Source organism: Micromonospora sp. RL09-050-HVF-A, assembly GCF_019374995.1.
GTDB lineage: Bacteria > Actinomycetota > Actinomycetes > Mycobacteriales > Micromonosporaceae > Micromonospora > Micromonospora antibiotica.
This window is the reverse complement of sequence record NZ_JAGKQP010000002.1, coordinates 6,146,989-6,171,449: the sequence shown is the minus strand read 5'-3', so window position 1 is coordinate 6,171,449 and position 24,461 is coordinate 6,146,989. Positions and strand designations below refer to the sequence as shown.

The window sequence follows — 24,461 nt, the reverse complement described above, 5'->3', positions numbered from 1 at the left end:
CCAGTCAGGGGTTGGGAATCCCGTCGAACGACTTGGGCACGGTGAGCCAGGTGGCCCGGTCGAACGGCCAGAACACGGTGAAGGCCCGGCCCACGACCTCACCCTCGGGGATGGTGGCGCTGTCGATGTTGCGACCGGACTGCTGCCAGTGCTCCAGGGAGTCCCCGGAGGCCGAGCGGTGGTCACCCATCACCCAGAGCCGCCCCGCCGGGACGGTGATGTCGAACTCCTGGTCGGCGGGCTTGTCCTGCTGGCCGTTGGCGGAGTAGATGTAGGGCTCGTCGAGGGACTTGCCGTTGATCGTCAGCCGGTCCTGCGCGTCGCAGCAGACCACGTGGTCGCCGCCGACCCCGATCACCCGCTTGATGAAGTCCTCGCCGTCGGGGTTGCCACTCCACTCGGTCGGTGCCTTGAACACCACCACCTCACCCCGGTGCGGTGAGCGGAAGTCGTAGACCAGCTTGTTGACCAGCACCCGATCGTCGATCTTGAGAGTGTTCTCCATGGACGGCGACGGGATGAAGAAGGTCTGCAGCACGAATGCGCGGACCAGCACCGCCACCAGAATCGCGACGCCCAGGAGAATGGGCAGCTCCTTCCAGAAGGAGCTGCGCGGCTTGTCGGTCTGCTCGTCAATCACGGGTGGAGCCTACGTCGCCGGAGCCGCCCGGGCCGCCCGGAACGCCGGAGGCGTCCCGGCCACCCGGAGCGCCGCAGCCGTTCCCGGCGCAGGCGTGGGGCCGCCCGGGGCCGGGGGGCCACACCCGTCGCCCGGAGCGCACGACGGCCGCGAGCAGCGCGGCGACCGGCAGGAGCAGGACCACGTCACCGGTGGGGGTCGGCCGGACCGGCGCCGGGGCGTTGGGCGCGGCAGCGGAGTCCGACAGCCGTTCGAAGGTGGCCGGCACGGGCAGCGACGCCCACCGCGACGACGGCCACACCACCATGAACGCCCGGCCGATCACGTTGTCGATCGGAACCGGCCCCTGGCAGCGGGCGTCCTGGGAGACCAGCCGGTGGTCGCCCATCACGAAGATCTGACCAGGGGGTACGACCACCTCGTCGAACCGGCGGGACCGGCACTCCTTGGGGTTCGGCGGCACGTCCAGCGGTGAGTCACGCACCACGTACGGCTCGTCCAGCGGGATGCCGTTGACCAGCACCCGACCCTGGTCGTCGCAGCACTTGACCCGGTCGCCGGGCAACCCGATCACCCGCTTGATGAAGTCCTTCTCGCCGGGGCGACCCACGCCGACCAGGTCGCCGAGGGTTCGCCCGATCTTGCCGACGGCACCGGTCGGCGGCACGGGACTCTCCAGGGCGACCCACTTGTCGGTGCCCCGGAACACCACCACCTCACCGCGCAGCGGGTCACGTACGTCGTAGACGACCTTGTTGACCAGCACCCGGTCGCCGATGAGGAGGGTGTCCTCCATCGAACTGGACGGGATGAAGAAGGCCTGGAGCAGGAAGGTGCGGATCAGCACCGCCAGACAGAAGGCCACGATCAGCAGGAGCGGCAGCTCCTGCCAGAGGGGCATCTGCCGACGGGTGGGTCGGGTCCGCCGACGCCACGGGTCGGCTGTGCCGTTCGAGTCGAGCACCTGCACCACGCCACTCCCCGGTCCGCAGAAACGACACTACCGCCCGGGAGCCTCGTCGAGGCCCCACGGGCGGCAGCGGACGATCGGAGTGCCGCGATCTGGGTCGCGACACCACCTGCCGGACTGCGCCCGTACCGATCAGCGTAGTGCGCTCTGGTCGATACGACATCCGCGCAGGTCAGGCGGCCTGGCGAGCGGGAAGTCAGCTGGGCTGCTTCTCCCGCTTCTCCTTGATCTTGGCCTTCTTGCCGCGCAGCTCGCGCAGGTAGTAGAGCTTGGCCCGGCGGACGTCGCCACGGGTCACGATCTCGATCCGGTCGATGCCCGGGCCGTTGAGCGGGTAGGTCCGCTCCACGCCCACCCCGAAGCTGACCTTGCGGACCGAGAAGGTCTCGCGCAGACCGTCACCCTGGCGGCGGATGACGACGCCCTGGAAGATCTGGACCCGGGACCGGTTGCCCTCGACGACCCGCGCGTGCACCTTGACGGTGTCACCGGCACGGAAGTCGGGGAGGTCGGTGCGCTTCGACTGGGCGTCAAGGGCGTCCAGGATGTTCATCGCTGCGTCCTCGTGATGCTCACGGCGCACCGTCAGTCGGTGCGCGGATGGGTGATTCTGATCCCCGGTGCCGGTCGGCGGGCCGACCCTGTCCGGGGATCCTCGCAGCCGCCCACGGGCGCGGACGGATGCGGCAACCCCCCTACTTTGCCACATCCCCCGGGGGCAGCGGAAACCCACCCCGCTCCAGCGTCGCCACGTCCCGTTTGTCAAGGATCTCCGGGGGCAACGCGGCGAGCATGTCCGGTCGCCGGGTGCCGGTACGGGTCAACGCCTCGTCCCGTCGCCAGCGGGCGATCCGGCCGTGGTCGCCCGAGCGGAGCACCTCGGGCACCTCGTGCCCCCGCCAACTCGCCGGTTTGGTGTACATCGGGGCTTCCAGCAGGCCGTGCGCGTGCGACTCGTCGTCCAGCGAACCGGCGTTGCCGAGCACCCCGGGCAACAGCCGGGTGACCGCCTCCAGGATCACCAGCACCGCCACCTCGCCACCGAAGAGCACGTAGTCGCCGAGTGACACCTCGGTGACCCGCAGCCGGGTCGAGGCGTGGTCGAGCACCCGCTGGTCGATGCCCTCGTACCGGCCGCAGGCGAAGAGCAGGTGCGACTCGGTGGCCAACTCGTGCGCCATCGCCTGGGTGAACGGCACGCCGGCCGGGGAGGGCACCAGCAGCCGGGGCAGGGTCAGGCCGTCCGGAGCCAACTCGTCGGGGGCCAACGCGTCAAGCGCCTCGCCCCACGGCTCCGGCCGCATCACCATGCCCGGCCCGCCACCGTAGGGCGTGTCGTCGACCGTGCGGTGCACGTCGCGGGTCCAGGTCCGCAGGTCGTGCACGGCCAACCGGAGCAGGCCCTGTTCCCGGGCCCGCCCGATCAGGGACAGATCCAGTGGGGCGAAGTAGTCCGGGAAGATCGACACGATGTCGACGCGCATGAGGGTGGCTTCCGGTCTAGAGGTCGAGCAGACCGGCCGGCGGGTCGACGACGACGCGTCCGCCGGCGAGATCGACCTCCGGGACGATCGCCTTGACGAACGGGATCAGCGCGCTGCCCCCCTGCGGGCGGCGCAGGACGAGCAGGTCGGAGGCGGGCGCATGGTCGATCTTGACCACCTCGCCGAGGTGCTCACCGGCCGGGGTCACCACGGCCAGGCCGACCAACTGGTGGTCGTGGAACTCCTCCGGGTCCTCCGGTGGGGCGACGGAGGCGCTGTCCACTCCGAGCAGGGTGCCGCGCAGCGCCTCGGCGGTCTCCCGGTCGAGGACCCCCTCGAAGGCCACCAGCATCCGGCCCTGGTGCCAACGGGCCGCCTCGATGGTCAGCTCGTCGGGGACCAGGTACGCCACCCCCGGGTCGGCGGTCGCGGCCGGCTCGGCCCCGCCCCGACGGGGGGTCTCCACCCGGGGCGGCACCCCCGGCTCGGTGCTCAGCACCGCGCCGGGGGCGAACCGCGCCTCGGGCTCGTCGGTCCGCACCTCCACGGTGACCTCACCGCGGATGCCGTGCGGCTTGCCGATCCTGCCGACGATGAGCAGCATCAGTACGAGTCGACGATGTCGACGCGTACCCCGCGTCCTCCGATGGAGCCGATCACCTGACGCAGCGCCTTGGCGGTCCGACCGGACCGCCCGATCACCGTGCCGAGATCCTCCGGGTGCACGCGGACTTCCAGCCGCTTGCCCCGACGGGAGTCGACCATGCGGACGCGCACGTCGTCCGGGTGGTCGACGATCCCCTTGACCAGGTGCTCCAGGGCGGGACGCAGCGGCATGTCAGGCCTGCTCACCGGAGTCGGCAGCAGCGGCCGGGGCCTCGGCCGGAGCCTCGGTCTTCGGCGCTTCGGTCTTCGGCGCCTCGGGCTCGGCCGGGGACTCCGCCTTGGCGGCCTTGCGGGCCGGCTTGGCCGGGGTCTCCGGAGCCAGGCCGGCAGCGGCCTTCGCCTCGGCCTCGTACGCCGCCTTGCGGTCGGCGCGCTCGGCGGCGACCTTGAGCGGCGGCGGGGCCGGCAGGCCCTTGAACTTCTGCCAGTCGCCGGTCAGCTCCAGCAGCCGCTGGACGGCCTCGCTCGGCTGCGCGCCGACCGAGAGCCAGTACTGGACCCGCTCCGACTTGACCTCGATGATCGAGGGGTCTTCCTTCGGCTGGTAGATGCCCACGAACTCGATCGCGCGACCGTCGCGCTTGGTGCGCGAGTCCGCGATGACGATGCGGTACTGCGGGTTGCGGATCTTGCCCATCCGCAGGAGCCGGATCTTTACGGCCACAGTTGTTTCGCTCCTGTTGCGATTTCACCGACCCGGCTACGGGCGGTGCACGGGTGAGCGTCGACCGGCACAGTGGGGTTGGGCCGGAGACTGCTCGGTGGACTGGCGACGCGCCCGGGTTAGAGGGCGCCGGACGCGCGCCGGATACCAGCGACCCATTCTGCCAGATCGCGCACCGGATGCTCACATCGGGCCGGCCCGACGGCAGGCGTCGGTCCCGGCGGGGCCATCCGACCACCGCCGCCACGCGCCCCGACGACGGCCCAGCCAGGTGAGCTACGACACATTCACCGCGCGGGCGGTCGGTCCCAACCCGGCGGCAGCTCCGTCGGGGACGTCCAGTCGGCCGGCGGGACGAAGTCGCACCAGGTGCCGTCGAACGGGAACTTCCCCGCCTCGGCGAGGGCGATCACCCGCTCCCCCTCGGCACGGACCGCCTGCTCGTCGGTCACCCAGTAGTGGTCGGGAAAGGCCAGCCGCTCGGTGAACTCGCCCTCGTCCTTCCACTGCCAACTGAGATCGGGACGGACCACCACGTCCAGGTCCTGGTCGACCACGTCCACCCCGGCCACCGACCCGTCGTCCCACCGGACACCGGGCTCCTCCAGGTTGACGTACCAGGCGACGAAGCGGTCCTGCTCGTCGCGGAAGAACCAGACCGAGTGCGCCGCCCCCGTGGGCAGGAACTCCAGCAGCGCAGGGCCGTCCCACCGGCCCCGGGCCAGCCGGTAGGACGAGGCGATCCACTCGGTGAACGGCATCGCCCGCATGCCCAGGCCCGCCTCGGACACCTCGTGCGCCACCGGCGTGTCCCGGGCCACCCAGAGCAGCAGACCCCGGTCGTCGTCGCCGACCACCCGGGCCGGCCGGACCCACCCGATCCGGCCCCGCCGCACGTTGCGGTGCATGATCAACTGACCTGGCGCGAAACGCATCACACCTCCACAGGTCTGGACGGGCTTCCTGCGCCCCGGCCCACCGCCGCACCCGGGACGAACAGTGCGGGCCGGCTTTCGGCGTACCCGCGACGAACGGGGCAGCCGGGTCCGGGGCCGGTTGCGCGGCGACGCGGTCGCCGCGCCCAGGCCGGTCGGCGACCCGGGAGCCGGACCTGCGGGCCCCGGGCTGCGGTGGGCCGCCTCAGTAGGCGCGGGCCAGGATGGCGGTCAGGTCCGGCTCGTCCTCGCTGTCCGGGACGGAACCGTCGGCGCGCAGCAGGCACCGGACGGTGACGCCCTGGCCGTTGGCCTCAGCCTCGCCCGGCACGCCGACGGCCGACCACGGCACCATGGCCCAGCCGGTGGCAGCCGCCTCGATCGCCTCGGCGAGGGTGGACACCTCGACGGTGCGAGACCGCCGGTGGGCCAGCGCCTCGTCGTGCAACGCCTGCTGGTCGGCCTCCAGAGCGGCCAGGACCGCGCCGACGACGTCCGCGACCGGGGTGGGGGCCTTCGAGCCGTCCGTCCGCCGGACCACGACCGCGTTGCCGGCGGCCAGGTCGCGGGGGCCGACCTCGACGCGTACCGGATAGCCGCGCAGCTCGGCGTCGACGGCCCGACGGCCGAACGCGGTGTCGGTGCGGTCGTCGAGCGCGACCCGGACCCCGGCGTCGCGCAGCGCGTCGCGCAGCTTGGCCGCCGCCTCGCCCACGCCGTCGCCCGCCTTGACGATCATGACGTACGCCTGGATCGGGGCCAGCCTCGGCGGCACCCGCAGCCCGTTGTCGTCACCGTGCGCCATGATCAGCCCGCCGAGCATCCGGGTCGAGGTGCCCCAGGAGGTGGTCCAGGCGTGCTCCCGGCCACCCTCGGCCGAGGAGTAGCTGATGTCGAACGCCTTGGCGAAGTTCTGCCCCAGCTCGTGACTGGTGCCGAGCTGCAGCGCCTTGCCGTCGCCCATCATGCCTTCGCAGGTGTAGGTGGCGGTCGCCCCGGCGAAGCGCTCCCGGGCGGTCTTCAGCCCGACCACCACCGGGATGCCCAGCACGTTGACCATCAGGTCCTCGTACGCCTCGTGCAGGATCTTGCGGGCGTAGGCGCGGGCGTCGGCACGGGTGGCGTGCGCGGTGTGCCCCTCCTGCCAGAGGAACTCGCTGGTGCGCAGGAAGATCCGGGGGCGCAACTCCCAGCGGACCACGTTGGCCCACTGGTTGAGCAGCAGCGGCAGGTCCCGGTACGAGTCGATCCACTTGGCCATGAACTCGCCGATCACCGTCTCGCTGGTGGGACGCACCACCACCGGCTCGGCGAGCTGCTTGCCGCCACCGTGGGTGACCACCGCCAGCTCCGGTGAGAAGCCCTCGACGTGCTCGGCCTCCCGCTTGAGGTAGCTCTCCGGGATGAACAGCGGGAAGTACGCGTTCTCCGCGCCGGCCGCCTTGATCCGGGCGTCCATCTCGGCCTGCATCCGCTCCCAGATGGCGTAGCCGGCCGGTCGGATGACCATGGTCCCCCGGACCGGGCCGTTGTCGGCCAGCTTCGCCTTGGCGATCAGGTCCTGGTACCAGCGGGGAAAGTCCTCCGCACGGGGAGTGAGCACGCGAGCCATGACCGCACATCCTATGCGCCCCCCGACGGGTCGGCGCAGCCGGGCGTGCCCGCACTACCATCTGCCGTCATGCTCTGCGACCCGGCACCTGCCCTGGCCCCGCTCGCCGCCCGCTGGGTGGCCTGGGTGGCCGCGCACCGTCAGCCGGTCAACCCGGTCAAGGACGACACCGGCCGGCACGGCGGACGTCACCAGCCGGACGACGTGTGGTTCCTCGCGGGCACGTTCGGCGGTGGGGTCAGCCGGCGCTGCGTGGTGCCGGCGGGCCGTCCCCTGTTCTTCCCGGCGTTCAGCTACTGGCAGCCCGGCCGCCGCGACGAGCCGGCCGAGCCGATGCCCGACGCCAGCGGGCACGCCGAACTGGACGGGGCCGCGGTGCCGGTACGGCCGGCCGGCTCCGCCGCCTCGTTCCCGGTCCGGGGGTTCTTCAACAACGTCGTCACCACCTGGCCGTGGCCGGTGCAGGTCTCCTGCTGGGGCCTGTGGGGGCTGGTGCCGCCGCCGACGCCGGGCACGCACCGGCTGACCTTCGCCGGGCACGACGGCGCGCGGTTCTGGGTCGAGGCCGAGTACGAACTCGACGTGCGCTGAGCAGCATCCGTGGCCGTCGACCACCGTCGTCGGCGGGCGGGCCGGCCGCGGGCGACCCGGCCGGACGCTCCTATGGCGTGTCAAGTGGGTGGGGTGGGTTTTCGAGGCGTCGGTAGAGGTCTCGGGCGATGTAGCGCTTGAGGCAGCGTTTGATCTCTCGGTCGGTTTTGCCTTGGGCTCGGCGGCGGTCGGCGTAGGCGCGGGTGCGTTCGTCGTAGCGCAGTCGGGACAGTGCGACGGTGTGTAGTGCGCGGTTGAGTTGCCGGTCGCCTGAGCGGTTGAGGCGGTAACGGGTGGTCTTGCCGGAGGAGGCGGGGATCGGGGCGGTGCCGGCGAGCATGGCGAACGCGGCGTCGTTGCGGCAGCGTCTGGGGTGGGACCAGGCGGTGAGTACGGTAGCGGCGACGATTGGTCCGACGCCGGTGAGGTCGAGCAGGTCGGGCCGCCAGGAACGCACGATCGCGCGGATCGCCGTTTCGTGGCCGGCGGCTTCTGCTTCCAGTGTCCGGATGCGTCGGGCGAGGTCACGCAGCACTGTCAGCGCGGTGGTGGCCTCAATGTCACCGCTGGTGGTGGTGGGTCGCAGCCGGCTGGCGGTGGTGATCATCGCGCGGGTGCTCTGCCCGCGGAAGCGGGTGCGTACTGCCTCCGGGGCGGTGATGACCATCGCGTGTAGCTGCCGTTGTGCGGCGGTGGCGGCTTCGACAGCCGCTCTGCGGGCGGTCAGTCGCATCTGTAACGCGGCCCGCTGAGGCCCGGTTTTGGGCTGCGCCAGTGTGGTGCGGGCCAGGGCGTCGCGGGCGGCGCGTTCGGCGTCGATCGGGTCGGACTTCGCCCCGGCCCGGCGGGCGGGCCGCTTCGGGCGGTCCAGCTCGATGACCAGCTCACCGGCATCGGCCAGGTGGCGGTGAAGGCCGGCGCCGTAGCCGCCGGTGCCTTCGAGTGCCCAGGCCCGCAACCCCGACTGCCCATCGGCCAGGGCCACCAGCTCAGCGTAGCCGTCGGGATCGGTGCTCACCGTGACCCTGGCCAGGACCCCGCCGGTGCGGGTGTCGAGCACGGCGGCGGTGTGGGTGTCTTTGTGGGTGTCGACGCCGATGACGACCTCGACCAGATCTGCCAGCATGGACATGCGTTCTCTCCAAACCGTGGGGACGCAAGGGTCCGGTCCGGTGCGGAGATGGCAGGACTGTGATGAGACACGCCAGCCGCTAACTGGCGGTCAAGCTCCTGATCAGGCCAAACGTCTCCCGCCGGGTCGGACGCCGGCAGTAGCAGACGGACAAGTCCGGCCGAAGGCACGAAACCAGTCAGGCGAAGGGTCACACCTGCTACTGCCGACCATCAGCTCACCACTGATGAACCGACCCCGCCATGCTCACAGTCAGCGGACCACCCGGCCGGTCAGCGGACCACCCGGCCGCGCAGGACGATCCGGCTGGGCGCCCGGACCACCCGCAGGTCGCGGCGCGGATCCTCGGGGTAGACGACCAGGTCCGCCAGGCCGCCCTCGACCAGGCCGGGGAAGCCGAGCCACTGTCGGGCCCGCCAGGAGGCGGCGGCGAGGACGTCCACGGCGGGCATGCGGGCCTGCTCGTGCAGCAGCAGCATCTCCTCTGCGGCCAGCCCGTGGTCGATGCCGCCGCCCGCGTCGGTGCCCACGTAGATCGGCACCCCGGCCTCGTGGGCGGCGCGCACCACCTCGGGGAAGCGGTCGCGCAGGGCGAGCATGTGGTCGGCGTAGCCGGGGAACTTGGGGCGGGCCGCGGCGGCAATGCCTCCGAAGGTCCGAATGTTGATCATCGTGGGGACCAGCGCGGTGCCCTGCCGGGCCATCAGGTCGATCAGGTCGAGGCTCAGCCCGGTGCCGTGCTCCACCGAGTCCACCCCGGCGCGCACCATGATCTCCACGGCCGACTCGCTGAACGTGTGCACCGCGGCGCGTACCCCGGCGGCGTGTGCGGCGGCCACGGCGGCGGCCATCGTGTCGGCGTCCCAGGCCGGGGCGAGGTCGCCGACGCCCCGGTCGATCCAGTCGCCGACCAGCTTGACCCAGCCGTTGCCGGCGGCGGCCTGCGCGGTGACCGTCGCGGCCACCTCCGCCGCGTCGACCTCCAGGCCGATGTCGCGCAGGTAGCGCCTCGGTGGGGCGACGTGCCGCCCGGCGCGGGCCAGTCGCGGCAGGTCCGGTTCGTCGTCGAGTTCGGGGTACGGGTACGGCGAGCCGGCGTCGCGCAGCGCGAGCACCCCGGCGTCCCGGTCGGTACGGGCCAACGTACGGGCCTGGTCGAGGGAGGTGACCGGGGTGGCACCCCGGGCGATGCCGAGGTGGCAGTGGGCGTCGACCAGTCCGGGCAGCACGAATCCGGAGTCGGCGACCGTCTCGGCATCGGGCACCGGGTCGAAGGTGACCCGGTCGCCGTCGAGCCAGACGTCCCGGACCTCGTCGTCGGGCAGGAGCACACCGCGCACATGCAGAGCCATGCGCACAGTCCTACCCGATCACGGCCCCTCGGGGGCGAGCAGGTCGTTCTTCCGGGCGGTCAACGCCGGCAGGTCGACCGAGACCTTCCACGGCTGCTCGGTGACGAACAGGTCCTCGGTGTGGGTGAGCTGCTCGTAGTCGCGGCCGCCGGGACCGAGCGCGTACTCGGTCAGCGTGATCCGGTCCTGGAGCGGGTCGACCACCCAGTACGAACGCACTCCGGCGTGCGCGTAGACCTTCGCCTTGTCGTACATGTCGCGGAAGGTGGAGGTGGGTGACACCATCTCCACGGCGAGCAGAGCGTCCTCGACGGGCAGCGGGCTACGAGTAGCGTTCCCCCGCCGGACCACGACGACGTCCGGCCGGGGCTCGTTGCGTCGGTCCACCCGCATCGAGAGATCGATTCCGACCTGGTATTCCCTCGGGCAGTTCACTCGAAGAGCGAGCAGCAGCTCGACGCACATGTCTTGGTGCAGCAGAGTCGGCGACGGCACGATCAACCTTCCGTTGATCAGTTCGTACGGAAGGTCCTTCGGCAGGTCGCCGAGGTCGTCGACCGTCCACTCGTGCCGTTCGGGCAGGATCGGGGCTGCGGTCATGACATCTCCTTCCAGGGGGCGGAACCACCCTAAGCGCCCGCCCCGTCGCCCACCGTAACCGACACGCGTCAGCGGGGCCGGTTGTCGCCCCTGCCGAGCTTGTTGAAGTCGATCTTCGGAAGCTTGAAGCCCGGCGGCAGGCCCTGGCCGCCCGCCAGGTCGTTCGGGTCCATCCCCGGCGGGAGCTGCGGCATGCCACCCGGGAAGCCGCCCGGCAGCCCGGCGCCCGCGCCGCTACGCGGCCGGTTGCCGCCCTTGGTGCCCTTGCGCTTGTTCTTCGGCGACTTGGTGGCCTTGCGCCGGCCCCCGCCGGGCAGACCCATCATGCCGCCCATCTGCTTCATCATCTTCTGCGCGTCGGCGAAGCGGTTGAGCAGCTGGTTGACGTCCATGACGGTCACCCCGGAACCACCGGCGATACGGGCCCGCCGGGACCCGTTGATGATCTTCGGGTTGGTCCGCTCGGCCGGGGTCATCGACCGGATGATCGCGGTGACCCGGTCGAAGTGCTTGTCGTCCAGCTCGGCGAGCTGGTCCTTCATCTGCCCCATGCCGGGCATCATGGCCAGCACGTTGGCGATCGGGCCCATCCGCCGCACCGCGATGAGCTGGTCGAGGAAGTCCTCCAGGGTGAACTGCTCACCGCCCATCAGCTTGGCGGTCATCTTCTCCTTCTGATCGGTGTCGAAGGCCTGTTCGGCCTGCTCGATCAGAGTGAGGACGTCGCCCATGCCGAGGATCCGGCTGGCCATCCGGTCGGGGTGGAAGACGTCGAAGTCCTCCAACTTTTCACCGGTGGAGGCGAACAGGATCGGCTGGCCGGTGACCTCGCGTACCGACAGTGCGGCGCCACCCCGGGCGTCGCCGTCGAGCTTGGACAGCACCACGCCGGTGATGCCGACGCCGTCGCGGAACGCCTCGGCGGTGCGGACCGCGTCCTGACCGACCATCGCGTCGATGACGAAGATGACCTCGTCGGGGTCGACCGCGTCGCGGATGTCGGCGGCCTGCTGCATCATCTCGGCGTCGATGCCGAGCCGGCCGGCGGTGTCGACGATGACGATGTCCCGGGCGGCCCGCTTGGCGTGCTCGATCGAGGCGCGGGCGACCTGCACCGGGTCACCGGTGCCGTTGCCGGGCTCCGGGGCGTACACCTCGACGCCGGCGCGGCCACCGAGCACCTGGAGCTGCCCGACGGCGTTGGGACGCTGGAGGTCGGCGGCGACCAGCAGCGGCTGGTGCCCCTGCGCCTTGAGCCAGCGGGCCAGCTTGCCGGCGAGGGTGGTCTTACCGGAACCCTGGAGGCCGGCCAGCATGATCACGGTCGGCGGCTGCTTGGCGAACTGGAGCCGGCGGCCCTCGCCGCCGAGCACGTTGATCAGCTCTTCGTTGACGATCTTGACGATCTGCTGGGCCGGGTTGAGCGCCTGGGAGACCTCCGCGCTGCGGGCCCGCTCCTTGACGTTGGTGATGAAGCCCTTGACCACCGGCAGCGCGACGTCCGCCTCCAGCAGCGCCAGCCGGATCTCACGGGCGGTGGCGTCGATGTCGGCATCGGTGAGCCGGCCCTTGCCCCGGAGCTTGGTGAAGATTCCGGACAGGCGGTCACTCAAGGTGTCAAACACGCGAACATCCCGTTTGTCGTCAGCGGCGGGCACAGGTGCGGCCGGGCCGGCTGTCCAGCCCACCGTTAGGGTAGCCCGCCGGCCGCACGCCCGCTCCGGCCCCGCACGCCACGCCCCGCGCCACGCCGAAGGCAGCGGACGCGCGTTTCCCCACCCCCCGCCGGCACCACCCGGGTCAGGACACCACCAGTCCCGACTGGTAGGCGAAGACCACCAGTTGGGCCCGGTCCCGGGTACCCAGCTTGACCATGGCCCGGCTGACGTGGGTACGCGCGGTGGCCGGGCTGACCCACAGCCGGTCGGCGATCTCGGCGTTGCTCAACCCCTCGCCGACCAGGGCCACCACCTCGCGCTCCCGGTGGGTGAGCGACCCCAGCCGGGGATGCGGACGCGGGACCCGGGCCGGGCGGGTGGCGAACTCCCGCACCACCCGCCTGGTCACCGACGGCGACAGCAGCGCCTCACCCTCGGCGACCAGGCGGATCGCCCGCAGCAGCTCGACCGGGCGGGTGTCCTTGGTGAGAAAACCGCTGGCCCCGTGCCGGAGGGCGTCAAAGACGTACTCGTCCAGCTCGAACGTGGTCAGCACCACCACCCGGGTACCAGCCAGCGTCGGATCCCCGACGATGCGCCGGGTGGCCTCGATGCCGTCGACGCCGGGCATCCGCACGTCCATCAACACCACGTCGGGGCGTTCCCGACGGGCCACCTCCACGGCGGCGAGCCCGTCGGCGGCCTCCCCGACGACGGTCAGGTCGTCCTCGCTCTCCACCAGCGTCCGCAACCCGATCCGGACCAGGTCCTGGTCGTCGGCGAGCAGCACCCGGATCATGCGACCTCCCGCGTCGGCAGCGTGGCGTACACCCGGAAACCGCCGGACGCGGCCGGCCCGGCGCTGAAGGTACCGCCCAGCGCGGTGACCCGCTCCCGCATGCCGGCCAGACCGAAACCGGTGGACGGCTCGGGCACGGCGGGCCGGCCCCGGCCAGTGTCGGTGACCTCCACCGTGACCTCGTCCTCGGCATAGCCGATGCGGACCTCGGCGGTGGCCGGCCCGGCGTGCCGCAGCACATTGGTCAGCGCCTCCTGCGCCACCCGGTACACGGCGAGGTCCACCGCCACCGGCAGTAGCCGCGGCGTCCCGGTCGTCGCCACGGCCACCGACACGCCGGTGCCGGCCAGCCGCTCGCGCAACTGCGTGAGCTGGGCCAGCCCGGGTGTCGGCCCGCGCCCGCCGACCGCCTCCTCGCGGCGCACCACGGTGAGGGTGACCCGCAGCTCGTCCAGGGCCGCCTTGCTGGTCCGGCTGATCGCGGTGAGCGCCGTCTCGGCCTGCTCCGGCCGGCGCGCGAGCAGGTGCAGCGCGATCTCGGCCTGGAGGTGGATCGCGGCGAGGCCATGGCCCACCACGTCGTGCACCTCGCGGGCCACCCGCAGCCGCTCCGCGTCGGCCAGCCGGCGGGCCTCGTCCGCCCGCCCCCGGGCGGCGCCCTCCCGGCTCAGCCGCACCGCCGCCCCCACCGCGAACGGCACCACCACCCACGCGGCGACCGGCATCAACGCGACCGGGCCGAGTGGACGCACGCCGACGAACACCTGGACCAGCAGCGCCGCCAGCACGACCGCGCCGGCCGTCGCCGCGACGCGGACCGGCCGGTGCGCAGCCACCGTGTAGACCGCCACCAGGAACGACAGCAGGATCGGCCCGTACGGCTGCCCGAGCACCAGGTAGCCGGTGGTCGCGGCGGCGGCCACCGCCAGCGTGGCCGCCGGCCAGCGCCGGCGCACCGCCACCACGAGCGCCGCCACCACGACCAGCGGGTAGGCGCCCGGGCCTGCGGGCACGCCCTGGTTCAGGCCGGCCGGCGCGGTGCCGACCAACCCGATCGCCAGCAGGACCAGGGCGAGCAGGCCGTCGAGGAGCCACCGTCCCCGGTCCCCGCTCTCACGCGCCACGTCCCTCCCCCGTCCCGGCTCAGCCGATGTCCCGCCGGCGCAGCAGCACCGCGCCGACCGCCGCGAAACCCACCAGGTACGCGGTGACCACCAGCGCCGCCTGCCCACCACCGACCGTGGCCGCGACGCCGGGGGTGTCGCCGGGCGCACCCAACGCGGCCACCAGCGCCCCGGCGTTCGGGCCGGGCAGCCCCAGTTGAGCCGTCGCCACCCAGTCGACAAGCGGCGCGGCGATCGCGGCGAGCAGATTCTGCACGACGAGCATCCACACCAGTCCCAGGCCGACCGGCAGCGCCACCGCACGCAGCGCGACCGCCAGTACGGCACCGAGCATGGCCCACATGGTGGCGATGAGCCAGCCCGCGCCGATACCGGTCACCAGGTCACCGGTCGACGGCCAACGCACCGGCTGTCCCTCGACGGACGCGATGAGCGCGGCGGCCACCGCGCCGACCACGAACACCGCCAGCACCACGGCCAGCGCGGCGACCGCGAGGGTGAGCAGCTTGCCGCCGTACACCTGGAGCCGGGTGGGTCCCTGGGTGAGCAGGGTCTTCCAGGTCCCCCAGCCGTACTCCCCGCCGACCGTGAGCACGCCGAGGATCAGCAGGATCGCGCCGAGGAAGATCGGCAACCCGCCGAGGGAGTTGCCGACCAGGTGGTCGGGGAGCATCGCGGGCAGCGCCCGGTCGGTGTTCGGTCCGTCGGCGTCGCCGGCCACCCCGGCGTACGGGAAGAGGTAGGTGAAGATCAGCGAGAGCGCCAGCGCGACGGCCAGCAGCAGCCAGCCGGCCGGGCGTCGGACCAGCTTGACCAGTTCGGCGCGGAAACTACGCGACATCGGCCGTCCCCTTTCCCACCAGGTCGAAGAAGACCTCCTCCAGATCCCGTTCCCGGGGCCGCAGTTCGCGTACGGCCAGGCCGGCACCGACCAGTTCGGTGTTCAGCCACGCCGCCCGCTCCGGCTCGACCGAAAGCTCCAGTCCACCGTCGACGATCCGGACCCGGTCGACGCCGACGAGTTCCCGGGCCCGGGCCGCCGCCTCGTCCAACGGGTCGGCGAGCAGTCGCAGCCCGGCCGCGCCACGCAACTCCGCGACGCTGCCCTCGGCCACCAGTGCACCCCGGGCGAGCACACCGACCCGGTCGCAGACCTGCTCGACCTCGCCGAGCAGGTGGCTGGAGACCAGCACGGTGCGACCGGCCGCGCCGAGCCGCCGGATCAACGTCCGCATGTCCGCCATGCCGGCCGGGTCCAGGCCGTTCGTCGGCTCGTCCAGGATCAGCAGCGGCGGGTCCTTGAGCAGGGCGGCGGCTACCCCGAGCCGCTGTTTCATGCCCAACGAGTAGCCGGCGTACCGGTCGCCCGCCCGGTCGGCGAGGTCGACCAGGCCGAGGACCGCGTCGACCCGGTCCGCCCCGACCCCGGCGAGGCGGGCCAGCACCCGCAGGTTCTCCCGCCCGGACAGGTACGGGTAGAAGGCCGGCCCCTCGATCAGCGCGCCGACACCGGCGAGCCACCCCGCACCAGGCGTACGGCCGAACAGCCGCACCGCCCCGGTGCTGGGACGGACCAGGCCCAGCAGCATGCGCAGGGTGGTGGTCTTACCGGCGCCGTTGGGGCCGAGGAAGCCGTACACCTCGCCGGCCCGGACGGTCAGGTCGAGATCCCGCACGGCGGTCAGTCCGCCGTACCGCTTGGTGAGCGCTTCGGTCTGCACTGGCAGGTTCATGCCCCGAGGATCGCGTCGCCGGGCCTTCGGCGCGTCGGCCCGGCGGCGGCTCCCGGCATACGTCGACGGGCGTACCGCACTGCCCGGAAGTTGCCCGGCAAGGCCGGGGGAGACGGCGGCGCGGTCCTACACCGCGGCGAGGACGGCGGCCTCGATGTGGGCCCGCTGCTCGTCCGACGGCCAACCACCGACCAGGTAGAACGCGTCGACCACGTCACCGCCGAGGGTGGAGATCCGGGCGGCGCGCACCTGCGCCCCGGCCTCGTCCAACGCGCAGGTGACCCGGTAGAGCAGGCCCGCCGCGTCGGCGGCGCGCAGCTCCAGCAGGACCGCGTCGGTGGCCGCCTCCCGGTGCCAGACCACCCTCGGCGCGGCACCCTGGCTGCGCGCGGCGAGCGCCCGGCCCCGCAGCCGCTGGGTGACCGAGACGTCGCCGGTGACCGCGCGGCGCAGGTCGGCACTGAGCGCGATCGGGTCCGGGGCCATCCCGTAGCGCGGCTGCACCCGGCACTCGACCAGGGCCCGGTCGTCGACCGTGGCGGCGTCCGCCGAGATCACGTCCAGCCGGTGCAGGGCCAGGCAGCCGGCCACCGTGGCGAGCAGTCCCCGCCGGTCGGCTGCGGCCACCGCCACCCGGTCGTCGGTCAGGTGCACGACCGGCAGCGGCCCGGCGACCAGCGCCGGGTCGGGGTCCGGCGGGGCGGGCACCACGCCGGTGTCCAGGGTGGTCCGTACCCGGGCGACCAGCTCGGCGATCAGCCGCCCCTTCCAGCCGGACCAGGCGGCCGGGCCGGTGGCGGCGGCGTCGGCCAGCACCAGGGCGTGCAGCAGCTCCAGGGTGGTGGTGTCACCGACCCGCTCGGCCACCCCGGCGATCGTCTTCGGGTCGGACAGGTCGCGGCGGGTGGCCACGTCGGGCAGCAGCAGGTGCAGCCGGACCAGCGTGCCGATCAGCGCCGCCTCCCCGGCGGGCAGGCCGATCCGGGTGGCCACCGCCTGGGCGAGCGGGGCACCGACGGTCGAGTGGTCGCCGTCCAGCCCCTTGCCGATGTCGTGCAGGAACGCGCCGATCAGCAGCAGGTCGGGGCGCTCGACGTCACGGGTGTGCCGGCTCGCCTCGTACGCGGCCTGCACCAGGTGCCGGTCGAGGGTGAACCGGTGCACCGGGTTGTGCTGCGGCAGGCTGCGCAGCCGGGTCCACTCGGGCAGCCAGCCGTCGATCAGGCCGTACCGGTCGCAGGTCTCCCAGGCGGGCACCAGGCCGGGGCCGGCACCGAGCAGGGTGACGAACGCGGACCGGGCGGCCGGTGGCCAGGGCGCGGGCAGCGGCGGGCAGTACGCGGCCAGCCACTCGCAGGTGGCCCGCGCGATCGGCAGCCGGGTGGTGGCGGCGGCGGCGGCGATCCGCAGCGACAGGCTCGGGTCGGGGCGGGCCCCGATGGCGGTCCGGGCGAGCACCAGCTCCCCGTCGTGCTCGACGACGTCCCGGGCCACCGGGCGGCGCAGCGGCCGGCCGTCGGCGCCCCGGCGGCGGCCGGAGCGGAGCCGGTCGGCGGCCCGCCAGGCGTCGTCGAGGGCGTGGCTGACGGTGCGGGCGTCACCGGCGACCCGGCGCAGCAGGGCGTCGCCGTCGCCGGTCTCCGCCCGCGTCCCGGCGTCGGTGGCCTCCGGGGTCGGCTGGCGCAGGCCGAGCAGCGCGGCCACCCCGGCGCGTTCCTGGGCGACCAGCCGGTCGACCCGGCGGCCCACCTGCCGGTGCAGGGCGTCGCGAGTGTCCAGCAGCCGCAGGTGGGCGGCGCGGACGGCGGGACGCAGCGCGTCGGTGATCCCGGCGGTGGCGATGGCCCGCAGGATGCCCACGTCGCGCAGCCCGCCGGCGGCCTCCTTCAGGTCACCTTCGAGCAGGAAGGCCAGTTCACCGTGGGTACGCCAGCGCACCTCGGTGATCTCCCGCAGGGCGGGCAGCTGGCGGACGGCAGTCCGCCGCCAGTGGTCGGTGGCGGTGCGGGTGAGGGTGTCGGCCAGCGCCGGGTCACCGGCGACGAAGCGGGCGTCGAGCAGGGCCAGGGCGACCTTGACGTCGTCCTGGGCCACCGACAGCGCCTCGGCGAGGGTACGCACCGAGTGGTCGAGCCGGACCCCGGCGTCCCAGATCGGGTACCACAGCGAGGCGGCCAGCTCGTCCACCCCGGCCACCCCGGCGTGCAGCAGCACCAGGTCGAGGTCGCCGTACGGGGCGCACTGTCGACGGCCGAGGCCACCGACGGCGATCAGCGCGATGCCCTCCCGCTTCGGCAGCAGCCCGCGCAGCCAGGTGTCGAAGGCCTCCGCCCGGCCCACCCGGGCCGGTTCCCCGATCCCCGCCGGGACCCCGACGACCCCGTCGACCAAGAGGTTCCCGTCTCCGTTTCCGGTGTCATCCGACGTGTTCCTCTTGATCGACGGGGTCATCTGGGGGGTCCTCCTACAGGGCGTCGAGGCCGCGTTCGCCGGTACGGACCCGGACGACCTCTTCCACGCCGGTCACCCAGACCTTGCCGTCACCGATCTTGCCGGTCCGGGCGGCGGCCACGATCGCGTCGACGACCTTGTCGACGTCCATCTCGTCGGTGAGCACCTCGACCCGGATCTTGGGCAGGAACTCGACCGTGTACTCGGCACCCCGGTAGACCTCGGTGTGCCCCTTCTGACGTCCGTACCCCTGGACCTCGCTGACGGTCAGGCCGGCCACGCCGAGGGCGTGCAGGGCCTCCTTCACCGCGTCCAGTTGGTACGGCTTGATGACCGCGGTCACCAGCTTCATGTCCAAGCCCTCCATTCTCCGAACGTTAACCGGCGACCTTCTCGTCCACGGGTGCGGTGGCCGGTTCGGGGCCCCGGGGAGGCCGGCTTCGCGCCGCCGGGGGTGATCCCGGCCATCGCGAACGCACCCCCACCGGCACCGCCGGTGCTCGGGGACAGGTCGTAACCGCTCTCCGCGTGCTCGCTGATGTCGATGCCCTCGACCTCGTCGTCGGCCTTGACCCGGAAACCGAGGGTCTTGTCGATGACGAAGGCGAGCACCCAGGCGACACCGAACGACCAGGCGGTCACGATCAGGCCGGCGAGGGCCTGGCGGCCGAACTGGGTGACGCCGCCGCCGTAGAACAGGCCGTCGGAGGCGCCGACCACGTCGCTGATCGCGGCGTTGACCGAGTTGGTGGCGAACAGGCCGAGCCAGAGCGACCCGATCCAGCCACCGACGAAGTGCACGCCGACCACGTCGAGCGAGTCGTCGTAGCCGAGCTTGTACTTCAGGCTGATGGCCAGGGCGCAGACCACACCGGCGACGATGCCGAGCAGGACCGCCGCCCAGGGGGCGATGAACCCACAGGCCGGGGTGATGGCGACCAGACCGGCGACGGCACCGGACGAGGCACCGACCATGGTCGGCTTCTTGTCCTTGATCCACTCCACCGCGATCCAGCCGAGCACCGCAGCGGCGGTGGCGAGCTGGGTGTTGATGAAGGCCAGCCCGGCGACCGAGTCGACGGTGAGCTCCGACCCGGCGTTGAAGCCGAACCAGCCGAACCACAGCAGGCCGGCGCCGAGCGCGACCAGCGGGATGTTGTGCGGCTTCATGCCCTCACGCGGCCAGCCCAGCCGCTTGCCGAGCACCAGGGCGACGGCGAGAGCCGCCGCACCGGCGTTGATGTGCACCGCGGTACCACCGGCGAAGTCCAACGCGTGGATCTTGGCGCCGATGATGCCGCCGCCCCACACCCAGTGGGCGACCGGGAAGTAGACCAGGGTGGCCCAGCCGAAGGCGAACAGCAGCCAGCCGCCGAACTTGGCCCGGTCGGAGATCGCGCCGCTGATCAGCGCGACGGTGATCACCGCGAAGACCATCTGGAACGCCATGAACACGTACAGCGGGACGCCGATGCCGCTGGGGTTCTCCGCCGTGGCGCCCCACAGGTCGGTCTCGGCGAGGAAGGTCTTGGTGCCCAGGTAGGCACCGGGGTCGCCCCAGAAACCGTTGACGTCGGTCCCGAAGGCGATGCTGAAACCGTAGAACCACCACAGAACAGAGATGAGCCCGATGGCGGAGAAGCTCATCATCATCATGTTGAGCACGCCCTTGGCCCGGTTGAGGCCGCCGTAGAACAGCGCCAGTCCCGGGGTCATGAGCAGCACGAGAGCGGTCGAAACCAGCAGCCAAACGGTGTTGCCGCCGTCGATCGTCGGTGCTTCAGGCACGCTGGCCTCCTAAAGGTGAAGTTCCCTCCTTCGCGGCTTCCGGGGCAGCGTCGCCCGTACGCCGGTTGGGCGGAAGCTTGGTCGGCGGCTGTTTCCTGGACCGACACCCCTCGATTTCCGACACGTGACGGGTTGTTTCCGGCGTGTGAAGAACCTCGATCATGAAAACCGGGAAACGAAAGAGTGGCCGTCCGGTGACGAACGGCCGCTCTTTCCCCGATGGCGGCTGATCGCCGGGGTGGTCCGGGTGGTGGGCGCGTGGGGTGACCGGGCCCGGCTCGCGTGGGCCCGCCGGGCCGCGCGCGCGGGACGCGCCGGGCGTGCACCGGCCCGAACGGTCAGCGGAGGGCGTGCTCCAGGGCGTGCCGTTCGTAGTCGAGCAGGCGCAGGTCGCGCATCGGGCGCCGAAGGTGACCCTTGTGCACGATCCGGACGAACGCCGGCTCCCCCGCCGCGGCCATCCGCCGGATGCCCTCCACGTGGTCGACGATCCGCTTGCGGATGGTCCGGATCAGCCGGTGCCGGTCCCGGGGGATCAGCCCGTACGCGTCGGCGAACAGCCGCAGCCGGCGGGGGCGGTCCGGGTGCTTCCAGCCGAGCGTGATCGAGTCCCGGTCGGCGAAGATCGGCACCCAGGTCCACGCCGCGTACGCCACGTCGTAGATCCGGGCCCCGGGCGAGGCGAGGTCGAAGTCGATCAGGCCGAGAGTGCCGTCGGGCCGCCAGATCACGTTGTGCGGGGCGGCGTCGTGGTGGCAGATCACCTCGGTGTCCGGTGGCGGCGGCCCGAACGAGCGCCAGACCGCGCCGGGCGGCGGGGCGAAACCGTACTGGGCGTCGTGGAACATCCGCAGCATGGTGGCCACCGTCACCAGCGCCTCGTCGGTGACCCAGTGCGGGGCCAGCGGGTACTCCCCGCACTCCCCTTCGAGGTAGGACAGCACCTCCCGGTTGCGCTCGTCCATCCCCAGCGCCCGGGGAGCGCCGGTGAACCCGACGTACTCCAGGTGGCGCAGGAGGGCGTGCACCGAGGGCGTCCACGGGCCGGCGTTGCGCCGGACGGTGTCGCCGACCCGGACCACGGTGCTCACGTTCCCGCCGTGCAGCGGGATCTCCTGCGAGGTCACGTACGGTCTCCCCAGGCCCGGCGCCGCATGGCGGGGGTCACGCCACCCGGCGTACGCGCGATCGTCGTTGCTCACCGCGAGGTTACGCGTCCCGGGCGAGCGGCTCGGTGCCGAGCAGCGCGTCGACGAACTGCGCCGGGTCGAACGGGGCCAGATCGTCCGCGCCCTCGCCGAGACCGACCAGCTTGACCGGGATGCCGAGCTTGCGCTGGACGGCGATCACGATGCCGCCCTTGGCCGTCCCGTCGAGCTTGGTCAGCACCACGCCCGTCACGTTCACCACCTCGGTGAAGACCCGGGCCTGTTCCAGCCCGTTCTGCCCGGTGGTGGCGTCCAGGATCAGCAGCGTCTCGTCGATCGGGCCGTGCTTCTCCACCACCCGCTTGACCTTGCCCAGCTCGTCCATCAGGCCGATCTTGTTCTGCAACCGGCCGGCGGTGTCGATGAGCACGGTGTCGGTGCCGGCGTCGATGCCCCGGCGGACCGCGTCGAAGGCCACGCTGGCCGGGTCGGCGCCCTCGGCGCCCCGGACCGTCTCGGCGCCCACCCGGCCGCCCCAGGTCTCCAGTTGGTCGGCGGCGGCGGCGCGGAAGGTGTCGGCCGCGCCGAGGGTGACCGAGCGGCCGTCGGCGACCAGCACCCGGGCGATCTTGCCGCAGGTGGTGGTCTTGCCGGCGCCGTTGACCCCGACCACCAGCAGCACCGCCGGCATGCCGTCGCGGCCGGTGGTGCGCAACGAGCGGTCCAGTCCCGGGTCGAGGGCGGTGACCAGCTCGGTGGCGAGCAGGTCGCGCAGCTCACCGGCGGAGCGGGTGCCGAGCACCCGGGTCCGCTCGCGGAGCCGGTCGACGATGTCCCGGGTGGCGTCGATGCCGACGTCGGCGGTGATCAGGCTGTCCTCGATCTCCTCCCAGGCGTCCTCGTCGAGGTGGTCGCGGGCGAGCAGGCCGAGCAGGCCCTTGCCGAAGGCGTTCTGCGAGCGGGCCAGCCGCGACCGCAGCCGGACCAGCCGGCCCGCGGTCGGCTCGGGGACCTCCAGCGGTGGGGCCGTGACCACCGGCGGCTCGATCAGGACACCGGTGGACAGGTCGGACTCCGCCGCCTCGACGGGTGGCCCGGCGAGGTCCTCCTCGGCCCGGGTGTCGACCTCGGTCTGCGGCAGCGGGGGTGCGGCACGCCGACGCAGCCGGGGCACGACCAGGCCGAGGCCGCCGAGGATCAGCACGCCGAGCAGGGCCAGTGCGACGAGGAGGTAGTCCGTCATGCCGAAATCCTGTCAGATGCCGGCGACGGCGTCCCACTCACCGCCTCCGGAGCTGAGCGAGCTGCGGGTACGCTCGCCGCTGCCGGGGGTGACCCACCCGCCCACGGGGCAGAAAAGATGAATCGTCCTCTCCTCGGAGGTGCCACCCATGGCTGAGCCCCGTCTGCTCATCGGCCCGTTGCTGCGCCGGGTCGTCGGCACCCGGGCGACGGTGTGGGTGGAGACCAGCGGGCCCGCGGTGGTCACCGTCCGCACGGCCGACGACGCCACCGGCTCCGCGCCGACCTTCTCCGCGTACGAGCACCACTACGCGCTGGTGGTGGTGGAGGGGCTCACCCCGGACCACACCACCAGCTACGAGGTGCTGGTCGACGACGAGCTGGTCTGGCCGGTGGCCCGGGACGGGTTCCCGCCCAGCGTGATCCGGACCAGGGCGGCCGACGACCGGGACCAGCCGGTCAGCCTGATCTTCGGGTCGTGCCGGGAGACCACCCAGCACAACACCACCCGCAAGCTGCCCCCGGACGCGCTTGACGCGTACGCCCGGCGGTTGATGGCCGCGCCCGACCCGGACGACCTGCCCGACCTGCTGGTGCTGCTCGGCGACCAGGTCTATGCCGACGTCACCTCGCCCACGGTCAAACGGTTGCTCAAGCGGCGTCGGCGGCGGCCGAAGGACGCCCCGGCCGACCAGGTGGTCAGCTTCGACGAGTACACCAAGCTCTATCTGGAGTCGTGGCGCGACCCGGAGATCCGCTGGCTGCTGTCCACGGTGCCGAGCGTGATGATCTTCGACGACCACGAGGTGATCGACGACTGGAACACCTCGAAGTCGTGGCGGGCCGACATGCGCGAGCAGGCCTGGTGGGCCGAGCGGATCCGCAGCGGCCTGGCCTCCTACTGGGTCTACCAGCACCTGGGCAACCTCGCCCCGGACGAGATCGCCGCCGACCCGCTCTATGCCAAGGTGGTCGCCGCCGAGGACGCCACCGCGGTGCTGCGCGAGTTCGGCGAGCGGGTGGACTCCGAGGCCGACGAGGCGCACGACACCGAACGCTGGCGGGCCGTGCAGTACCAGTGGAGCTACGCGCTGGACCTGGGCCGGACCCGGCTGGTCATGCTGGACAACCGGTGCAGCCGGGTGCTCGAACCGGGCGTCCGGTCGATGCTGCCCGCCGGTGAGTGGTCCTGGTTCCTGGACCGGGCCCACGGGGTCTACGACCACCTGGTGATCGGCGCGTCGCTGCCCTGGCTGCTGCCGCCGGGCATCCACCACGTGGAGGCGTGGAACGAGAAACTGGCCGACTCCGGCCGGCCGTGGGTCGCCGGGCTGGCCGAGAAGCTGCGCCGGGCGCTCGACCTGGAGCACTGGGCCGCGTTCCGCCGTTCGTTCGACGCCCTCGGCGCGCTGTTCGTGCGGCTGGGCAGCGGCACCCCGGCCAGCACCGGGGACCGGATCGGCGCGGGGCCCGCGTACCCGGCGCCGGCGTCGATCAGCGTGCTCTCCGGCGACGTGCACCACTCGTACGTGGCCCGCGCCCGGTTCGACGACCCGGCGGTGCGTACCCCGGTGCACCAGCTCACCTGTTCCCCGATCCACAACCAGGTGCCGGCGGCGATGCGCCCGCTGATGAAGCTGGGCTGGAGCGCCGGACCGGCGGCGGCCACCCGGGCGCTGGCCCGCTCCGCCGGGGTACGCCGCCCGACGGTGCGCTGGAAGAAGCTGGCCGGCCCGTACTTCGGCAACGCGGTGAGCACGCTGCGGCACACCGGGCGGGAGGCGGTGGTGCTGATCGAGGGCACCACCAGCGACGGGCACCTGCGTGAGGTGGCCCGGCAGCGGCTCTCCTCGGCGAAGTGACCTCCGCCAC

Annotated in this window: 23 protein-coding genes and 1 pseudogene; 2 read left to right on the top strand and 22 right to left on the bottom strand. The window is 72.6% G+C overall.

From position 1 onward, the window contains the following. Positions 1 to 4: 4 nt before the first annotated feature. The 9 genes and pseudogenes from lepB (J7462_RS27385) to proS form a co-directional block, all read right to left on the bottom strand. A complete protein-coding gene (gene lepB, locus J7462_RS27385) occupies positions 5 to 640 on the bottom strand; it encodes a signal peptidase I (protein ID WP_208567189.1) in 636 nt (211 codons plus the stop codon). 151 nt (positions 641 to 791) lie between these two features. Then, positions 792 to 1,613: pseudogene (gene lepB / locus J7462_RS27380) on the bottom strand (signal peptidase I); the annotation flags it as partial. Between the two features lie 193 nt (positions 1,614 to 1,806). Further along, a complete protein-coding gene (gene rplS, locus J7462_RS27375) occupies positions 1,807 to 2,163 on the bottom strand; it encodes a 50S ribosomal protein L19 (protein ID WP_007456548.1) in 357 nt (118 codons plus the stop codon). 142 nt (positions 2,164 to 2,305) lie between these two features. Beyond that, complete coding sequence (trmD, locus tag J7462_RS27370; RefSeq protein ID WP_219468325.1) at positions 2,306 to 3,094, bottom strand: tRNA (guanosine(37)-N1)-methyltransferase TrmD; 789 nt, start codon at positions 3,092 to 3,094, stop codon at positions 2,306 to 2,308. A 16-nt stretch (positions 3,095 to 3,110) separates the two neighbouring features. Then, entirely contained in the window at positions 3,111 to 3,695 is a 585-nt protein-coding gene (gene rimM / locus J7462_RS27365) for a ribosome maturation factor RimM (protein WP_219470760.1), read from the bottom strand. Between the two features lie 2 nt (positions 3,696 to 3,697). Further along, positions 3,698 to 3,958 (bottom strand): RNA-binding protein, encoded by a 261-nt coding sequence (locus J7462_RS27360; protein WP_172862164.1) that lies wholly within the window; start codon positions 3,956 to 3,958, stop codon positions 3,698 to 3,700. After that, positions 3,933 to 4,424 (bottom strand): 30S ribosomal protein S16, encoded by a 492-nt coding sequence (gene rpsP, locus J7462_RS27355; RefSeq protein WP_208567192.1) that lies wholly within the window; start codon positions 4,422 to 4,424, stop codon positions 3,933 to 3,935. Before rpsP ends, J7462_RS27360 begins: the two co-directional genes overlap by 26 nt. Positions 4,425 to 4,711: 287 nt before the next feature. Further along, a complete protein-coding gene (locus J7462_RS27350; protein WP_219468322.1) occupies positions 4,712 to 5,359 on the bottom strand; it encodes a DUF402 domain-containing protein in 648 nt (215 codons plus the stop codon). A gap of 205 nt (positions 5,360 to 5,564) precedes the next feature. After that, a complete protein-coding gene (gene proS / locus J7462_RS27345) occupies positions 5,565 to 6,971 on the bottom strand; it encodes a proline--tRNA ligase (protein ID WP_219468320.1) in 1,407 nt (468 codons plus the stop codon). A 69-nt stretch (positions 6,972 to 7,040) separates the two neighbouring features. Here proS and J7462_RS27340 point away from each other — a divergent pair, with 69 nt between their 5' ends. Then, complete coding sequence (locus tag J7462_RS27340; protein WP_219468316.1) at positions 7,041 to 7,562, top strand: hypothetical protein; 522 nt, start codon at positions 7,041 to 7,043, stop codon at positions 7,560 to 7,562. Between the two features lie 70 nt (positions 7,563 to 7,632). Here J7462_RS27340 and J7462_RS27335 read toward each other — a convergent pair whose 3' ends face one another. The 13 genes from J7462_RS27335 to ftsY all read right to left on the bottom strand — a co-directional run bounded on the left by J7462_RS27335 (position 7,633) and on the right by ftsY (position 22,590). Then, a complete protein-coding gene (locus J7462_RS27335; protein WP_219468313.1) occupies positions 7,633 to 8,694 on the bottom strand; it encodes an IS110 family transposase in 1,062 nt (353 codons plus the stop codon). A gap of 272 nt (positions 8,695 to 8,966) precedes the next feature. Continuing rightward, positions 8,967 to 10,046: an amidohydrolase family protein gene (locus J7462_RS27330; protein WP_219468309.1), complete on the bottom strand. Its 1,080-nt coding sequence runs from the start codon at positions 10,044 to 10,046 to the stop codon at positions 8,967 to 8,969. A gap of 18 nt (positions 10,047 to 10,064) precedes the next feature. Further along, a complete protein-coding gene (locus tag J7462_RS27325; protein ID WP_219468306.1) occupies positions 10,065 to 10,646 on the bottom strand; it encodes a Uma2 family endonuclease in 582 nt (193 codons plus the stop codon). 68 nt (positions 10,647 to 10,714) lie between these two features. Then, positions 10,715 to 12,271, bottom strand: coding sequence for a signal recognition particle protein (ffh, locus tag J7462_RS27320; RefSeq protein ID WP_208567196.1), 1,557 nt, complete (start codon positions 12,269 to 12,271; stop codon positions 10,715 to 10,717). Positions 12,272 to 12,446: 175 nt separating this feature from the next. After that, complete coding sequence (locus J7462_RS27315) at positions 12,447 to 13,103, bottom strand: response regulator transcription factor (RefSeq protein WP_219468303.1); 657 nt, start codon at positions 13,101 to 13,103, stop codon at positions 12,447 to 12,449. Then, positions 13,100 to 14,227: a sensor histidine kinase gene (locus J7462_RS32670; RefSeq protein WP_219468300.1), complete on the bottom strand. Its 1,128-nt coding sequence runs from the start codon at positions 14,225 to 14,227 to the stop codon at positions 13,100 to 13,102. The genes J7462_RS27315 and J7462_RS32670 overlap by 4 nt, the downstream gene beginning before the upstream one ends. Positions 14,228 to 14,246: 19 nt before the next feature. Continuing rightward, the gene (locus J7462_RS27305; protein ID WP_219468297.1) at positions 14,247 to 15,068 is read right to left on the bottom strand and encodes an ABC transporter permease subunit; all 822 of its coding nucleotides are present in this window, start codon (positions 15,066 to 15,068) and stop codon (positions 14,247 to 14,249) included. Then, positions 15,058 to 15,960 (bottom strand): ABC transporter ATP-binding protein, encoded by a 903-nt coding sequence (locus J7462_RS27300; protein ID WP_219468294.1) that lies wholly within the window; start codon positions 15,958 to 15,960, stop codon positions 15,058 to 15,060. The genes J7462_RS27305 and J7462_RS27300 overlap by 11 nt, the downstream gene beginning before the upstream one ends. A 126-nt stretch (positions 15,961 to 16,086) precedes the next feature. Then, on the bottom strand, positions 16,087 to 18,411 hold the full coding sequence (locus J7462_RS27295; RefSeq protein ID WP_219468292.1) for a [protein-PII] uridylyltransferase: 2,325 nt from the start codon (positions 18,409 to 18,411) through the stop codon (positions 16,087 to 16,089). Positions 18,412 to 18,424: 13 nt separating this feature from the next. Further along, entirely contained in the window at positions 18,425 to 18,763 is a 339-nt protein-coding gene (locus J7462_RS27290) for a P-II family nitrogen regulator (protein ID WP_067307311.1), read from the bottom strand. Next, the gene (locus J7462_RS27285) at positions 18,760 to 20,199 is read right to left on the bottom strand and encodes an ammonium transporter (protein ID WP_219468290.1); all 1,440 of its coding nucleotides are present in this window, start codon (positions 20,197 to 20,199) and stop codon (positions 18,760 to 18,762) included. The genes J7462_RS27290 and J7462_RS27285 overlap by 4 nt, the downstream gene beginning before the upstream one ends. A gap of 338 nt (positions 20,200 to 20,537) precedes the next feature. Further along, complete coding sequence (locus J7462_RS27280; RefSeq protein ID WP_172898393.1) at positions 20,538 to 21,401, bottom strand: aminoglycoside phosphotransferase family protein; 864 nt, start codon at positions 21,399 to 21,401, stop codon at positions 20,538 to 20,540. A 7-nt stretch (positions 21,402 to 21,408) separates the two neighbouring features. After that, positions 21,409 to 22,590: a signal recognition particle-docking protein FtsY gene (gene ftsY / locus J7462_RS27275; RefSeq protein ID WP_219468288.1), complete on the bottom strand. Its 1,182-nt coding sequence runs from the start codon at positions 22,588 to 22,590 to the stop codon at positions 21,409 to 21,411. Positions 22,591 to 22,738: 148 nt separating this feature from the next. On the opposite strand from ftsY, the gene J7462_RS27270 reads away from it, so the two are divergent. Further along, positions 22,739 to 24,451 carry an alkaline phosphatase D family protein gene (locus J7462_RS27270; RefSeq protein WP_219468283.1) on the top strand — a complete coding sequence of 571 codons (1,713 nt, stop codon included), beginning with the start codon at positions 22,739 to 22,741 and terminating at the stop codon, positions 24,449 to 24,451. Positions 24,452 to 24,461: the final 10 nt, after the last annotated feature.

Bases quoted from the DNA above. Each gene is read 5' to 3' on its own strand.
- J7462_RS27305 (WP_219468297.1), bottom strand. From the start codon at position 15,068: ATGTCGCGTAGTTTCCGCGCCGAACTGGTCAAGCTGGTCCGACGCCCG.
- J7462_RS27315 (WP_219468303.1), bottom strand. From the start codon at position 13,103: ATGATCCGGGTGCTGCTCGCCGACGACCAGGACCTGGTCCGGATCGGG.
- J7462_RS27300 (WP_219468294.1), bottom strand. From the start codon at position 15,960: ATGAACCTGCCAGTGCAGACCGAAGCGCTCACCAAGCGGTACGGCGGA.
- ftsY (WP_219468288.1), bottom strand. From the start codon at position 22,590: ATGACGGACTACCTCCTCGTCGCACTGGCCCTGCTCGGCGTGCTGATC.
- J7462_RS27290 (WP_067307311.1), bottom strand. From the start codon at position 18,763: ATGAAGCTGGTGACCGCGGTCATCAAGCCGTACCAACTGGACGCGGTG.
- proS (WP_219468320.1), bottom strand. From the start codon at position 6,971: ATGGCTCGCGTGCTCACTCCCCGTGCGGAGGACTTTCCCCGCTGGTAC.
- J7462_RS27330 (WP_219468309.1), bottom strand. From the start codon at position 10,046: ATGGCTCTGCATGTGCGCGGTGTGCTCCTGCCCGACGACGAGGTCCGG.
- trmD (WP_219468325.1), bottom strand. From the start codon at position 3,094: ATGCGCGTCGACATCGTGTCGATCTTCCCGGACTACTTCGCCCCACTG.
- J7462_RS27350 (WP_219468322.1), bottom strand. From the start codon at position 5,359: ATGCGTTTCGCGCCAGGTCAGTTGATCATGCACCGCAACGTGCGGCGG.
- J7462_RS27335 (WP_219468313.1), bottom strand. From the start codon at position 8,694: ATGTCCATGCTGGCAGATCTGGTCGAGGTCGTCATCGGCGTCGACACC.
- J7462_RS27325 (WP_219468306.1), bottom strand. From the start codon at position 10,646: ATGACCGCAGCCCCGATCCTGCCCGAACGGCACGAGTGGACGGTCGAC.
- rplS (WP_007456548.1), bottom strand. From the start codon at position 2,163: ATGAACATCCTGGACGCCCTTGACGCCCAGTCGAAGCGCACCGACCTC.
- J7462_RS27340 (WP_219468316.1), top strand. From the start codon at position 7,041: ATGCTCTGCGACCCGGCACCTGCCCTGGCCCCGCTCGCCGCCCGCTGG.
- J7462_RS27295 (WP_219468292.1), bottom strand. From the start codon at position 18,411: ATGACCCCGTCGATCAAGAGGAACACGTCGGATGACACCGGAAACGGA.
- J7462_RS27270 (WP_219468283.1), top strand. From the start codon at position 22,739: ATGGCTGAGCCCCGTCTGCTCATCGGCCCGTTGCTGCGCCGGGTCGTC.